The 15,128-nt window shown below is 60.1% G+C and carries 8 protein-coding genes; 6 read left to right on the top strand and 2 right to left on the bottom strand.

The window, feature by feature from the left end; all coding sequences use genetic code 11:
* Positions 1-151 precede the first annotated feature (151 nt).
* Together ACWXWJ_RS04045 and ACWXWJ_RS04040 are read left to right on the top strand one after the other, a co-directional pair.
* The gene (locus tag ACWXWJ_RS04045) at positions 152-3,550 is read left to right on the top strand and encodes an error-prone DNA polymerase (RefSeq protein WP_473963626.1); all 3,399 of its coding nucleotides are present in this window, start codon (positions 152-154) and stop codon (positions 3,548-3,550) included.
* Positions 3,551-3,644: 94 nt separating this feature from the next.
* Complete coding sequence (locus tag ACWXWJ_RS04040; RefSeq protein ID WP_473963625.1) at positions 3,645-5,036, top strand: CE1 family esterase; 1,392 nt, start codon at positions 3,645-3,647, stop codon at positions 5,034-5,036.
* 13 nt (positions 5,037-5,049) lie between these two features.
* On the opposite strand, the gene ACWXWJ_RS04035 is transcribed toward ACWXWJ_RS04040, so the two are convergent.
* Entirely contained in the window at positions 5,050-6,252 is a 1,203-nt protein-coding gene (locus ACWXWJ_RS04035; protein WP_473963624.1) for a DUF4272 domain-containing protein, read from the bottom strand.
* Between the two features lie 110 nt (positions 6,253-6,362).
* On the opposite strand from ACWXWJ_RS04035, the gene ACWXWJ_RS04030 reads away from it, so the two are divergent.
* Complete coding sequence (locus ACWXWJ_RS04030) at positions 6,363-8,156, top strand: alpha/beta hydrolase family protein (protein WP_448308017.1); 1,794 nt, start codon at positions 6,363-6,365, stop codon at positions 8,154-8,156.
* 159 nt (positions 8,157-8,315) lie between these two features.
* Positions 8,316-9,593, top strand: a complete 1,278-nt coding sequence (locus ACWXWJ_RS04025; protein ID WP_448308018.1) for an alpha-hydroxy acid oxidase — start codon at positions 8,316-8,318, stop codon at positions 9,591-9,593.
* On the opposite strand, the gene ACWXWJ_RS04020 is transcribed toward ACWXWJ_RS04025, so the two are convergent.
* A complete protein-coding gene (locus tag ACWXWJ_RS04020; protein WP_473963623.1) occupies positions 9,590-10,873 on the bottom strand; it encodes a saccharopine dehydrogenase family protein in 1,284 nt (427 codons plus the stop codon). The genes ACWXWJ_RS04025 and ACWXWJ_RS04020 overlap by 4 nt on opposite strands.
* 30 nt (positions 10,874-10,903) lie before the next feature.
* On the opposite strand from ACWXWJ_RS04020, the gene ACWXWJ_RS04015 reads away from it, so the two are divergent.
* Both ACWXWJ_RS04015 and ACWXWJ_RS04010 read left to right on the top strand, forming a co-directional pair.
* Positions 10,904-11,419 carry a tRNA (cytidine(34)-2'-O)-methyltransferase gene (locus ACWXWJ_RS04015; protein ID WP_448308020.1) on the top strand — a complete coding sequence of 172 codons (516 nt, stop codon included), beginning with the start codon at positions 10,904-10,906 and terminating at the stop codon, positions 11,417-11,419.
* 850 nt (positions 11,420-12,269) lie between these two features.
* A complete protein-coding gene (locus ACWXWJ_RS04010; RefSeq protein ID WP_473963622.1) occupies positions 12,270-14,888 on the top strand; it encodes a prealbumin-like fold domain-containing protein in 2,619 nt (872 codons plus the stop codon).
* Positions 14,889-15,128 lie beyond the last annotated feature (240 nt).

The raw sequence follows: 15,128 nt of genomic DNA, 5'->3' as shown, positions 1-15,128 counted from the left end.
GCCCGGATCTTTTTGGAACGTCCGGGCTGAACTGTGCGATTAAGGTAGCAGTCTAAACCAAAATGAACAACTTAGTCTAGTTTCAGTTTGAGCTTTTTCGGAAGTAGCTACACATTAGCCATTAATAGAATATGTGTTCTATAGTTGCAGTGTGTCTAATGAGTCGCGCAAGCCACAGTCCAGAAGTTTCTCCCTAGGCTCACCACTGAGTTGGAAACAGCTCGAAAGCGTGCTGTCTGGGCAAGGCCCTGGACTGCGGAACCTGCGGGCAGTAGGAATAGGGGAGGAGACGGGAGTAACTGGGGGCGAAGGGGCGTCAACAAGAAAAACCGGAATCGCCTTTGCCGAGCTTCATGCCTGCAACACCTACAACTTCCTGCGCGGCGCGAGCCAACCCGAGGAAATGGTTGCAGCGGCGCGCGAACTGGGGCTAAGTGCTCTTGCATGTGTAGATCGCGATGGCTTTTATGGGGCAGCGCGCTTCGCAACGGCGGTGACTGAGAGCACAGGGAGCTCCGATGCTGGCGAAACGAACCTCGCGACGGTGTTCGGCGCTGAGCTGAGCCTCGACGTGCCGCTCACAGTGCTGTGCAAAGGACGCGAAGGGTATGTGCGGCTAAGTCGCCTTATTACTGACGCCCGTATGGCCGACCCCGACAAAGATTCCGTACGGTACCCCGACCTCTCCCAGCTAGCAGAGGCAGCGGGCGGCCACTGGCTCGTGCTTCTCGACTGGCGGTGGGCAGAAAGCACGACAAGCGCATACACGGCAGCGCGGCTAATAAAGCTTTTTGGCACGGCCAATGTTGTGGTCGAGTTGCAGCACACAATGAATCCGGCAGATGCCGATCGCAACGAACGCCTCCACGCCCTAGCGATGCACTACGGACTGCGTGAGATCGTTAGCAGCGCCCCTACATGCGCCACACCGAAACACTCCCGGTTGGCCGGGGCGAAGGCGGCGCTGCGCGAACGCACAGACGTCGCTGCCGCAGAGCCGACCGTCCACCCGGTGGGCGGCTCGTGGCTGCGCTCGGGGGAGGAGATGCTGCAGCTCGCCGGCGATTGTGAGTGGCTAGCCCGTGCCGTCGAGACTTCCGTGCAGGTCGCCCGCGAATGCGCCTTCACCCTGGATCTTGTTGCGCCGAACCTGCCGCATTTCCCCGTACCGGAGGGATACACGGAAATGTCCTGGTTGCGCGCTATTACCGCCCGCGGCGGAGCTGAGCGCTATGGACGGCGCGGTTCTTCTGCAGCCGCCAACCAGGCGTGGGCCACCATTGACCGCGAACTGGAAACGATCGAACACTTAGGCTTTCCCGGTTACTTCCTCATCGTCCACGACATTGTCTCCTTCTGTCACGAGAGCAACATCTTTTGCCAGGGACGCGGGTCTGCGGCGAACTCTGCAGTGTGCTTTGCTCTGGGGATCACGACGGTGGACGCGGTGGCGTCGGGGCTGCTATTTGAGCGCTTCCTCTCCCCGGAACGCGACGGGCCGCCCGACATTGACCTCGACATCGAGTCGGGAAGACGCGAGGAGGTGATCCAATACGTGTACTCCCGCTATGGACGTGAGAATGCCGCGCAAGTGGCAAACGTGATTACCTATCGCCGCCGTGGCGCGATCCGCGATGCTGGCCGGGCTCTCGGCTACGCGCCGGGTCAGATCGACGCATGGAATCGTCACCCAGAACAAACCCCTGAGATTGTTTATGACCTCGCCGAACAGATGCGGGATCATCCCCGACACCTAGGAATCCACTCCGGGGGAATGGTGATCTGTGATCGTCCTATCGCACAGGTCGTACCTACAGAATGGGCGCGGATGGAGGGGCGCTCCGTGGTGCAGTGGGATAAGGACGACTGCGCCGCCGTGGGGTTGGTGAAGTTCGACCTGCTGGGGCTGGGCATGCTGGAAGCGCTTCACCATGCGGTGGATCAGGTGCGTGCGCACCGCGGACGGAACGTCGAGCTTTGGCGACTGGACCCTACCGAATCGGAGGTCTATGCAATGCTTGCCCGCGCCGATGCAGTGGGAGTGTTTCAGGTGGAATCCCGCGCACAGATGTCCACTCTGCCGCGTCTGAAGCCACGTACGTTCTATGACCTCGTAGTGGAAGTAGCGCTGATCCGCCCCGGCCCCATTCAAGGCGGCTCCGTGCACCCATATATTCGCCGCCGCAATGGCCTGGAGCCCGTCACTTTTGACCATCCATGCCTGGAGCCCGCGCTGACAAAAACTCTGGGCATTCCGCTATTTCAAGAGCAGCTGATGCAGATGGCCGTGGATGCGGCGGGGTTCACCGGCGCCGAGGCTGATTCCTTGCGTCGGGCGATGGGATCGAAACGTTCTCCGCAGAAGATGGAGCGATTGAAAAAGCGCTTCTACCAGGGTTTAAAGAATAAAAACGGCATTATGGGCGCTGTAGCGGATCGGCTCTGGGACAAGATCGTGGCCTTTGCCAGCTATGGCTTTCCCGAGTCGCACTCGCAGTCCTTCGCCTCCCTTGTTTACTACTCCGCGTGGTTCAAATATCACTACCCGGCGGAGTTCTGTGTGGCGCTGCTGCGGGCACAGCCGATGGGTTTCTATTCGCCACAATCCCTGTTGGCGGATGCTCGCCGCCATGGAGTGCAGGTTCTTCCCGTGGACGTGAACGCTTCTGCCGTGCAGGCCGATGCCGTCGTTCCCTTAGCGACGCCCCCACGTTCCAACCGACCAACGGGAGTTCATGGGCTAGGGCGCGGCACCGCTGAGCCGGTGGGGCAGATACGCCTGGGACTTAGTGGTGCCGGAGGAGTAAAGGGTATCTCCGCCGAAGTAGCGGGGCGCATTGTGGAAGCACGTGAAAGGCTCGGACGTTTCACCAGTGTGGAGGACCTATCACGAGAGGCTGGCCTGACCACGGCTCAAGTGGAGAAGTTGGCTCGCGCTGGAGCGCTGGGGAGTCTCGGACTGACCCGCCGCCAGGCGGTATGGGCTGCCGGGGTGGCTGCGACCGAACGCCCCGGAATGCTTCCGGGCACGTCCGGGGTACATGCGCCAGCTTTGCCGGGGATGAGTGCTTTTGAGATGGCGGCGTCAGAACTAGAAGCAACGGGCGTAACAACTGATGAGCATCCGGTGCAGTTACTCCGCTCGTATCTGAACCAGTGGCATCGACGCCCAAACGGTGCAAGTGGTGCAAGCAATGCAGGTGGTGCGGCAGTGGTGACCGCCGACAGTCTGTTGCACGTTCCCAATGGCACCCGCGTGCGCGTCGCTGGCGTGGTGACACATCGGCAGCGTCCCATGACCGCAGGTGGAGTGGTGTTCTTTGGGCTAGAAGACGAGACAGGGCTGGCGAATATTGTGGTCTCGCCAGGACTGTGGACGCGGCAGCGGGCAGTGGCATTGAATGCGAAGATCCTGGTCGTGCGAGGGATCGTACACAACGCAGAAGGAGCTGCTGCGGTGACGGCAGATCTATTGGAACAGGTGGAAACTCAGTTACGCCCGGCAGGCGAGATCGCAGGTGCACATGCGGGGGCGCGAGACTTCCGCTAAGCGATAGCGGACTTAGCGCACTGAACGGCTTAGTGATCTTGAACACGGGGTGCGGTGATTGACACAAGCGCAAGGGCAAAGAACAATCGTCCACGTGAACCGCCAACCTTTCGACTCCAGTAACCGCGACGCGCACCGTCGCGAGCGCGGAAACTCTGCTCGAAAGAAGCATCACCATCTGGCCGAGTTTTCTCAGGCGGGAAGCTACGGCGCGCACGCTGCGGAAAATTCTTGGCGGGGGAACAGACGGCGTCATAACCAGAACAATGAGGAAGCACCTGCTGGAAGGCACCGCAGGGAAGACGCCGCAGCGCATAGGCGGCCAACAGAACAGCAATTCCGCCGCCGCCGAATCGCGGCGACAACGTTTGCAGTATTCCTCCTGGTTTGTGCCGCTGGCGTGGGCGTGACAGTGCAGAAACTGACTCACGCTACCCATAAGGATCCACAGGCCCATAACACTGTGAAAGAACCCGCGGACTATGCCCCTACAGAGGCTGTGGCGATCCCGCCTACCAGTCAGAATGTGCAGGTCACGCCTGCGGTTGCGCGTATCCCGAAGAAGTTCCGCCCTATCCACGATGTCATGAAGCCAGGGCAGAATAAGACTCTGCTGGTCAATTCCAGCAACCGTGACCGCCGGTACATCATCAACGTGCCTAAGGGTGCAAAGCCGTACTCCAAGAAGGAAAAGTCCGCCAAACCCGGCAAGCCCATCCCTTTGATCTTTGCGTTTCATGGCTACCGTGAGCAGGCAGACCAGATGGCGCGCTACACGGGCCTGGCGGGCAAAGATGCGATCGTGGCATACCCACAGGGAGTGGGTAATGCATGGGAGGGCGCCCCGTACGCGCGCGTGAAAAAGGGAGAGGATGTGCGTTTTGTCCGTGACATCCTGGACGAAATCTCGTCTACCTACGAGATCGACGCCAACCGTATCTATGCCACTGGCATGTCCAACGGCGGCGGTTTCGTGGGCAAATTGGCCTGCGAAATGCCAGATGAATTCGCAGCATTCGCGGCTGTGTCCGCCGCGTACTACTCGGGAACGTGGAAAGCCTGCGCAGAGAAGGGCTCAGATCCGAAGCACCCAGAAACAGTGCGTTTCAAGCGGGGAGCGACAAGCCCTTTTCTGGATATCCATGGGCGCAAGGATCAGACGATCCACTACAGCGGTGGCCCGCGCTATGGCGACAAGTACTTGGGCGCATTTGAGTTTGCACAGCAGTATGCAAGTCGCTCTCGCTGTGTGGGTGCGCCGATCTCCACCCGCGTGACAGATGCTGTGCAACGCGTGCAGTGGCCGCATTGCGGACCAAACATGGAAGTCACTCACCTAGCCATCGGCGATGCTGGCCACACGTGGATGGGTGAGCGCACGGGCGAGGCAGGCGCGGCGGCCAGTGACCCTGAGAGTGAGAGAAAGTCGAATGCCGTGACGGCGACTGGGGAAGTCGCCGCGTTCTTTAAGGCGCACAGCCGATAAGGCCACGCGCGTTTTAGGTAGAAAGATCCACGTCGTCGTATGCGATTGCGGGGTCGGTGAGCCAGGCGATCGCGCGGTGGCGTTCTACCAGCGTGGAGTGATCCTGGGGCTGCAGAACGCTAGGGCCGGTTGACATAGAGCCGGTAGGCGCCTGGGTCTGTTGCTCCACGGATACCCAGCGCAGGGAATAGACATACTCAGAGGCATCGCAGAGCTCGGAGAGACTGCGTAGGTTGAGCTCGCTCGCGTCGCGTCCCTCACGATCGACGGCACGGAGGGCGCCCCGGAGGGCGGGAAGATCAACGGGGTTGAAGCCGAAAACATCAATGTCAAGGAGTCCTACTGCCCAGGCAAGGAACTCTGCGGCGGTGTACGCCCAGGCCAGCTGGTAGGCATCTTCCTGCAGATCCTGACTGTATGCAAGGTTTCCGTCCGCACCAGCCTGTGCAGCCTCTGCGCGGTCAAGGAAGGCCCGCTCCACGGGGGTGAGATGTTCGAATGAACGGCGGGAGCCAGCGCGGAGGGAGGCGAAGTCCACGGGCTCTCCATTGAGCACGTTTGCTGCGACCGTCGCCACTACGGCCAGGGTGACGGCTCGGTTGAAAACTTCCTCGGCCGGGCGGATCAACAGCTCGCCTTCGGATCGCACTGGCGGCAACGTCGGCGCCACCTGGAAACCCTGCTGCCAAAGGCCACTGCGTACGCGTCGCATACGCTCCTCAGAGTCCGGGTGACGGGGCACAGAGTTTTCCTGAGCCCCAGTAGAAGAAGAGCTGCCGACCAGGGCTGGATCCAGCAAATCTGCCCCGCCGGCGTTGCGCACAGTGCCATCAGAAAGGAAGAAGACTGCATTCGCCTCACGGGCCCAGTCGGCGAAGTCTCCCAGATGGGAAAAATCAAAGTCGTCTTTACGCTCGAAGACGTAGTGGCGGCGCACATTATGGATGTGCTGCATCACAGCGTGAATATACGAATTAAAGCTGCCAAAGCGCTGCAGACCTTGCTCGGCCGCGTATCCCTCGAAGCCCTCCAGATGTTCCAGCAGCTCACGGGTTTGCTGGTCATCATCCTCACTAGCGCCGTTGGCGGTGGTCTTCAAAAATGGTCGCTCGGTTTCCTCGAAGCACAGAGCGCGGGAGGCGATAGCGGGCTCGCCCGGCCCGTTGAAGGGCACGTCCGCTCGGACGGTGGAATAGGCGTTCACGTAGATGCTCATGTCTCCACAGCATAGAGTCTCTGCGCCAGATGTGCCGTGAACTTTCACCAGCCCACCAGCTGGGACCCACGTCACAGTGGCGGGGAAGCCTGCGCTAAAATACTAGAGTCATGCGCCATACGACTTCCCCCTCGCTTGCGCCCAACGGCACCGCCATTGCCTATATTGTTCGCGATGGTGGTTATCCTTACGCGGTCCAGGCGGCCCTCACCGAGGATGGAGTGGGGAAGGAACGACCCGTCCAACTGCCTACAGAAGGCCCCGTGACGCGCGTACTGCATTCCCCGGACGCACAGTGGATCGCCTGCGAAGTATCCCCTAAAGGTTCGGAAAAGCTCGAGACCTTTACGGTTTCTACAGACCCTGGGGTGCAGGGGGCGTCACCACTCAGGAACACCTTTGACGCCCGCACGCGCCTGGTGGAGTGGGACCGCGACAACCTGGCTATGGACGCGGTGGCCGCCGACGGTATGACTGAGGCGCGTCTGGTGAACCCCAACACATCCCGCTACCTGGTGATGGACCGGCGCATTGATGCGCTGCTGGTCGCCGCCGAAGCCGGATATTGCCTGATGCGCGTTGGCCCGCGCGGCAACCGAGAACTTCTGCTGGTCACCCCGCAGGGCAGGTGGATGCCGCTGCTGCCACCGGAACCAGGCGCGACGACGGAGGACGGGCGGATACTGCCGATTGCGGATAATCGCCTGGTGATTCTGGTTGTCACCGACCACGGGGCGGAGCGGCGGCGTCTGCTGCGGCTGGTCGTTGATATTGAGGGCGAGCGTCCGGTGTGCGTCGAATCGGAAGAGTTGATTAGCAATCCCGAGGCCGACGTAGACGAATTCGTCATCAGTGAGGATCTATCGACCGCCGCGGTCCTGTGGAACCAAGCGGGGATTTCCAATCTGGAGCTTTTAAGCCTGGGCGACGAACAGCGCGTCCAGGTACGCCGCACTGTAGAGCTGCCGGGCATGGTGGCCGCCGGGCTTTCCATCACCGACGATGGCCGATTGCTGGCTCTCACAGTCGAGGGGCCGAATCTGCCGCCGACGGTGGAGATCCTGCGACTCGAGTCCGGGCGCGTGGAACCATTGGACCCGAACCGAAGTGACCGCCTAGATGAGCGTGCTCGCCAAGGAGATGTGCCCGAGCTGGTTTATTACACTGCTCGCGACGGGCTGGAGCTTTCCGGATGGCTGTATCTGCCCGAGGAACCTGCGCCGGAGCGCCCCGTGTATGTGCACCTGCATGGCGGGCCGGAAGGGCAGTCGCGCCCCACGAACCACGATGTGCTCGCAGACATCGTTGCCGCTGGTTACACGGTATTTACTCCCAATATTCGAGGTAGCAAGGGCAATGGACGGGCATTCATCCACGCCGATGATCGCTATGGTCGCTTCGCTGCCATCGACGATGTGGCGGATACGGTTTCTTTCCTTTGTGACGCCAACTTGTGCACTCCCGGGCGAGTATTCCTCGGCGGTCGCAGTTATGGCGGGTTCTTGGCTGTGTTGGCGGCGGCTCGCTACCCCGACATGTTCCTGGGCGTGGTGGATGCCTGCGGTATGACGAGTTTCGAAACGTATTACGAATCGACGGAGCCGTGGCTGGCAAGCGCGGCGTCCCCCAAGTACGGGTATCCCATGCATGACGCGGAACTGCTGTGGGAGATCTCCCCACTGCACAAGGCCGAGCAGATCACCACCCCAGTACTGCTGATCCACGGGGCGAACGACTCGAATGTCCCACTGCAGGAATCCCAGCAGCTATATGACGCGCTGGTGTCGCACGGCCGCACGCCCCAGTTCTTGGAGGTACCGGGGGAGGGCCACCAATTTGTAAAGCCGAAGTCGCGGCAGCTGATCGGCGAGCGGATTTTGCAGTTCTTTGGAGAACTGAGTTAGCGCCTACCGAGCTAGATTCTTTAGCTATGGCGCACGAGGGTGTGCAGGAGCCCCACGGCAAAAGTCAGTAAAGCGTCCTATCGTGGAAAGCGTTGGATCCCTAGTTCCTCTAGAACGGGGACACAGCCCAAAAACACTTTGTTAGGAGAGCGAGCCTCGATGGCACACCAAAAGCGTCAGATTCCAAACCCCGTTGAGATTTTTGACCTTCTGAAGTTCAAGAAGCCGACCCTGGATTTTAAAGCCCGCCGCCTCAGCAATGCGCAGACGATTTGGGATCTGCGCGACATTGCGAAGCGTCGCACCCCGGCTGCAGCCTTCGATTACACCGATGGCGCTGCCGACAATGAGATTTCCATGAACCGCGCACGTAAGGCTTTCCGTGACGTGGAGTTCCACCCGTCAATTCTGAACGACGTCTCCCATGTGGACACGACTGCGGAGGTCTTCGGCGGTACGTCCTCTCTGCCTTTTGGTATTGCACCGACGGGCTTTACCCGCCTTATGCAGACCGAGGGCGAGCTGGCCGGTGCCGGTGCCGCCGGCCGTGCAGGCATTCCGTTCTGCCTGTCCACCCTGGGCACCACCAGCATCGAGGACGTGCAGAAGGCCAACCCGAATGGCCGCAACTGGTTCCAGCTATACGTCATGAAGGAACGTGAGATCTCTTACGGGCTGGTCGAGCGTGCTGCTCAGGCGGGCTTCGATACTCTGCTGTTCACCGTGGATACACCAGTGGCAGGCAACCGCCTACGCGATGCCCGCAACGGCTTTTCCATCCCACCGGAGATTTCTCTGGGAACGGTGCTCAACGCCATCCCGCGCCCCTGGTGGTGGTGGGACTTCCTAACCACGCCACCGCTGGAGTTCGCCTCCCTGACCAGCACCGGCGGCACCGTCGGTGAGCTGCTGGATTCCGCGATGGATCCCTCCATCAAGTTCGAGGACCTGAAGACCATCCGCGAGATGTGGCCGGGCAAGCTGGTCGTCAAGGGCGTGCAGAACCTGCCGGATTCTAAGAAGCTGGCCGACCTGGGTGTTGACGGCATCATCCTGTCGAACCACGGTGGCCGCCAGCTGGATCGCGCTCCGGTTCCTTTCCAGCTGCTGCCGGAGGTCGTCCGCGAGGTCGGCAAGGACGTGGACGTCGCAATGGATACCGGCATCATGAATGGTGCGGATATCGTTGCCGCCATCGCCAAGGGTGCGAAGTTCACCCTAATCGGTCGTGCCTACCTCTACGGCCTGATGGCCGGTGGCGAGGCCGGCGTGGATCGCGCCATCGAAATCCTGGCCAGTGAGGTGCGTCGCACCATGCGTCTGCTGCAGGTTTCCTCCCTCGACGAGCTGACCCCGGAGCACGTGACCCAGCTGAACTCCCTGGACATCAACCGGGTCAACGGAGTGGCAGCCGACGAGCAGAGCCTGTTCAGCTAGTCGCTGAACTTCATGCCCGCGTCGCTGAGGCGGCGCACGTAGGGCATCCCCAGGCCGGTGGCCGGAGTGAGCACTCCGCCGCCGGTTTTTCCTTGGTAGGCGGAGCCTGTCGGCAGTTCGGCGTCACAAAGAACAAGAGTGAGCGCAGCCTCGCTAAGCATCAGGGACGTGCCCTTGTACCCCGGGTCGGCGTCCAGGCTGATGGTGTTTGTGTACGTGCTGCCGCCGGCGCCGACGCCGTAGTGCTTAGCGTGGAAGAAACCGGCATCGCGTTCGGCCTCAGACGGCCCCTCGCCGGGCTCAGGTACCCAGCGAGAGAGGAACGTGCGCAGCTTGTCTTGGTTCAGCGCCGTCACTGCCGTGCCGAGCACTGCGCCCATGGTGAAGGCACGCATGCGCCCCTTCAGCCCCTTGCCGGTGTACTGATATTCGCTGTAGCGCATTTTATCGCCGTATTCGTAGCCGAGCAGCGCGTTCGAGCGGCGTACCACGCGCGTGTTGGAGCCCGCCATGATGAAAGGCCCGGCCCAGACGTCCTCGCTGCCGTCGCTAGCGCTAGCACCCCCGATGTCACTTTCCCGCACCACACCGAAGTCTGGCTGCTTGCCCAGCTCCGGCTCGTTGGCGCGGTCAGGGGAGAGGGTGTATGGGTCGGCCAGCAGCCGCTTCTTCTTCTGGCTGCCCTTGGCGGCGGCGAATTGTTCGCGCATCGAGTCGATCGTGCCGCCGGAGAGCCCACCCTTCATCTTCACGATCATGGTGGCGGACTTGAGGGTGTCTTTATTTTCGGCCGCCCTCTGTCCCAGCAGTAGCATTCCCAGGTCACTCGGAACGGAATCGAAGCCGCAGGCGTGGACGATGCGCGCTCCGCTGGCGGTGGCGCGGTCGTGGTAGGAATCAGCGGATTCGCGCATGAAGAGCGCCTCTCCGGCGAGGTCGACATAGTGCGTACCGTGGGTGGCGCATTCGCGAACCAGCGGGAAGCCGTGGCGGTAGTAGGGGCCGACGGTGGAGATGACCACGCGTGTATCGCGGACCAGCTTCTCTAGGGAGCGATTATCGCTGGAATCGGCGATAACCAGCGGGAAATCCTTGGCTCGCGGGTGCTTTGCAGCCAGCTGCTCGCGCAGGGCCTCCAGCTTGGTCTGGTTCCGGCCAGCCAGGGCGATGCGCACGTCGGCGGGGGCGTTGGCGGCCAGGTAGCCGGCGGTCAGCGCGCCGACGAAACCGGTGGCACCCATCAGGGTGATGTCGAAGCTGCGGGAGGGGGAGTTGCTCATGGCTACATTTGTACCGGTTAGATTGGGTGAATGACGTCTGAAAACCAGTTTGCGGGTGTGAACCCACCACTGCACGTAGTGTTCGACCGCCCGGAGATCCCCCCGAACACGGGCAACGCCATCCGCATGTGCGCGGGCACGGGGGCTTCGCTCCACCTGGCTGGGCCGCTCGCCTTCAAGTTCGACGACAAGCACGTGCGCCGGGCGGGGCTGGATTACCACGAACTGGCAGACGTGCACGTCCACGAGGGCATCGATGAGGCGCTGGCTCACGTGACTGACCCGGTACGTGGCTCGGGGCGGGTATTCGCCTTCACCGCGCAGACGGGCACGTGGTTCACGGAGGTGGACTACCGGCCGGGTGACGCGCTGCTCTTCGGCCCGGAGCCGACTGGCCTGGCCGACGATGTGTTGGCCGACCCGCGGGTGGCGGCGAAGGTACGCATCCCGATGCTGCCGGGGCGGCGCTCCATGAACCTATCGAACGCCGCGGCGGTGGCGGCCTACGAGGCGTGGCGCCAGTTGGGCTTCGCCGGCGGTGTGTAGCGGGGTGCCGGAAGGGGTGCCACTGCTGTCCGGTGAACTCAAGGTGTAGATTCTATTAAGAGTAGCCTAAATCACCTTTCGGAATATTGAGCGGAACCTGTGAAGCTTGTATTCTTGTTCGTGTAGGGTGCAAGCTTGAAGGCTTAACCTTCATCTCGCCAAGAAGGAGTGGGTATCCGTTTTTTAGGTAAACCTTAACAGGTGGGTCGAAGAACGGATCTAAGGCTGGAAAAGGATAATGGCTCGCGTATTAACCGGTGAAAACCTTAAGTTGGCCGAAGATCGCCAAGGGGCGGCGCTTAGTCGGGCATGTATTTGTCTTCTAACCGTTGCTGCCCTTCTGGGTGCACTCGTGACCATCGTGGGAGCCATTGGAGGAATTAATGTTCCTTCGGCGCAGGCGCAGACTCCAACGGGAAACTGTAAAGAAGAGAAACTGCTGGATACGCAGCTCTACACACCTCTTTCGGATGCGAGGAATGACGAAGATTTAAAGCAAGTTGCAAGTTCTACAAAGAGCAACGCCAAGAGGTTCCGCATTAACATCAAGAGTGGTACGCGGGGGGTGGATCTGCCGCTGACCCGGGTAGAAATTAGCACTACAAGATCCTTTAATGTGGATCTAGGCGGGTTTTTTGTCACTAAGAAAGAGACCAGCAACGGGGTTGAATACAACTCGTCTACCACGCCACCGCCCGGAGGCGGTCGGATCGGCACGAACGGTAAGGCTGTGCAAACCACCGGTATTACGGTGCAAAGTCGTAATAGCGCAGGGAAGGTAAATTCCGTCTCTTTTGACCTTGAAGGTACAGGGACGGGATTCAATACTTGGCCAGGAAATACCCTACAGGTGTTGACGAATGCGCCGTCGACACAAGGTAACGATTACTCGGTCAAGGTTTATGGCATGGTCTCGGTGCCGTGTAAGTGTGAGGAGGCGACAACCCGTAAAGGTCCCCGAGAGCTCACCCAAGACGAACTCAATAAGGGCACGGCTGTTTACGTGTCGGCCACGCCGAATGGTGGACAGGCGGGAAACACGAGCACACAGCTCAACCTGCAGATCGAGGGTAGCAGTACTTTTACCCCCATCGGCAAGCCCTCCAACTGGGTGTACAACGCGCTGTCCTACAACACGAAGGATCACTGGATCTACGCCATAAGCCAGGCGAACCACAATTCGAGCCTCCAGGAATGCCACCCCGCGGGCCATCTTCTGCAGATCGATCCGGTCACGGGTGAGGTGTACGACCTCGGGCTGGTCAAGAATGCTCAGGGGGCGACCCTTTTCCACAAGGCGACCAGCGGAAGGCCAAACGACCTGGATCTAATCAACACCGGCACCTTTGACCTACGTGGATCGAACGAAGTGATGTGGGTGGGCAACACCGCAACATCCGGTACCCGACAGCTGTATAAGATTCCCCTGCCAGCGGTAGGTGCGAAGGATCCACGTGGCGAGATTGCCCGTAATCAAAACAACGCGCCTTTCCAAGCTGGAGCTGAGGATCATGTTGTCCTCCCCAGTGCCCCACAGTACCTCTGGGGTCTGGTGAGTCCCGCCCGCATGCAGCAAGACGGGGCGAACCCAAGGACACACGTCATGTTTGAGCGCATCAACATGGATACAGGAGAACGGAAGACGTGGACTATCCCCGCGGATCAGCTTCAAGACCCGTCTGGTAATACAGCGATCCCGGAGAAGGTCTGGGGTAAGGCCTGGTTGTACGGCAACGGCAACCTCGGCTTTGGTACCGGCGGAAGTACTGCCGATCAGGTGGGCATGCAGATTAGGGTTTTCGACCCAACCGGAGAGCATCCGAGCTTTCAGCTGGTCTCTCGGCTGTCGGACCTTCCTGCTTCCTACAACACCGATGCAACGAGTAACCCCGGGGTGCAGATCCCCTCGGATCTTAAGGCAAAGAAAACTACTTTGGAGCCAGGAGACCCCCGACTGGAACAGGTCTATGCTGCCGGCTTGCCCAGGAACAAGAAGTATTGGGCGCTGGAGGTTGAGAACATCGGAAAAGGTGCTTCGTCAGGTTTCACCTTGTACGACATTCTGCCGGCAACCTACGAAGGCCTCGTGGAGTACAACCAGGTTGTTTACGAGGGGTACGACGGTGGGAATGTCCACACTCAACCTGCCACCGAGAACCCCCAAACCGGTGAGATAACAAAAACCTACTTCTTCGGACCCATGCCTGCCGGCGGTAAGGCGACCGTCATCATTGGCGCGACATTGAAGTCCGGTGCGGAATGTCGCCCTAACACGGCGTCTGTGATTAACCATGACAAAGACGAAGACCCGACGAACGATACTGCTTACGATTCCTGTCCAGGTGCATTGAGCAAGACTGCCATCGACACCAACGGTGACGGAAAGGTCGGCTTCGACGACATCACTTCCGATACGGATGGCCAAGGCAATGTTACGTACACTGCCGCCTATGACGTGACGGTTAAGAGCTTTGATGACCTTAACGAATACGTTTACCCGGCGCCCACCGATACCCCGAAGCTGCCCAAGGGGGCGAAGCTCACCGGTGCGGAGGTGTACTTCACTGACGAATACACGTCCAAGGACAAACAACCGGGAGACACACCTTCGTGCGTGGTAGAATCTGACGTGCTGCAAACGGGAAGCTTCCGGCTAGACAACTGTGACCGAGAAGGTTCCGAGGACTCCCCAGAAATGCGGGAAAAGCGCACCATCGATGCAGTTGGACGGCAGGATCCCAAGCATGGCGACGGCACTCATCGGTACCGAGTCAAACTGAAGTTCACCCTTGATAAGGAAGAATACGATAAAGCTCGAACTGAATCGGCCGGAGGCGGGGAAGGTGGCGTCACACCCGGTGACGGTGACGACGTACCAGAATGCAGTGCAGAGCGCGGCGGCTTCGCCAATAGCGTGAAGATGGGCGACCTCGAAGACGAGGGTTGCTATCCCGGACCCGATAAGACCCGTTTCTATCTATGGAAGGTCGATTCGGACTCCGCAGGAAACATCACGACTATCCCCGCGCGCGACGGCGACAAATACGGGGCGCAGTTCGCGATCTACGACCAAGACCCCACGGGACCGGCGGCGAACAAAATTGCGGACCTCAAGGTCACAGAGGATGGAAAGTACCTCTGGACTGAACTGGACTACGGAACCTACTTCTTGTTGGAGACGAAGTCGCCGGACGGCTATCAGCTCTTGCCTACCCCGGTGAAAATCAGCATCAAACGAGATGCCAGTGGCAAGACGATCGTGGAGTCGGCCCAGCGGAGCGCGCTGTTTGCTGCGTCTAAGCCGAGTGACCTGCCACAGGACTATCCAGACGGTGCATGGCTGCAGGTGGCCAATGTGCACCAGGGCGTGATGCCAAAGACCGGTGGCGACGGTGTGATACTCCCCATTCTCGCGGGGCTTCTCATCGCAGCCACAGGAGCCATGGGCATACGCCGACGACTGAACTAACCCTGACGTGCACAACTTCTAAAGAGGAGAACAATGTTTCAACACAGTACCCCAGGCCGGTGCCGAGATGGACCCGGGTGGGCACGATGACCTGAAGCCAAGAAACCACATTGCTCACACAAGGATCCGTTACGAAGGCGCGCAGTGTTCACCGCAAGTAGCTCGCCACGAGTATTGCCAACCATGTGCCCTCGACCACTCGGATCAACTTCCACTACTCATTCACTTGTAAGAAAGAAG

The organism is Corynebacterium sp. p3-SID1761, assembly GCF_055862885.1.
This window is presented reverse-complemented; position numbering and strand designations above follow the sequence as displayed.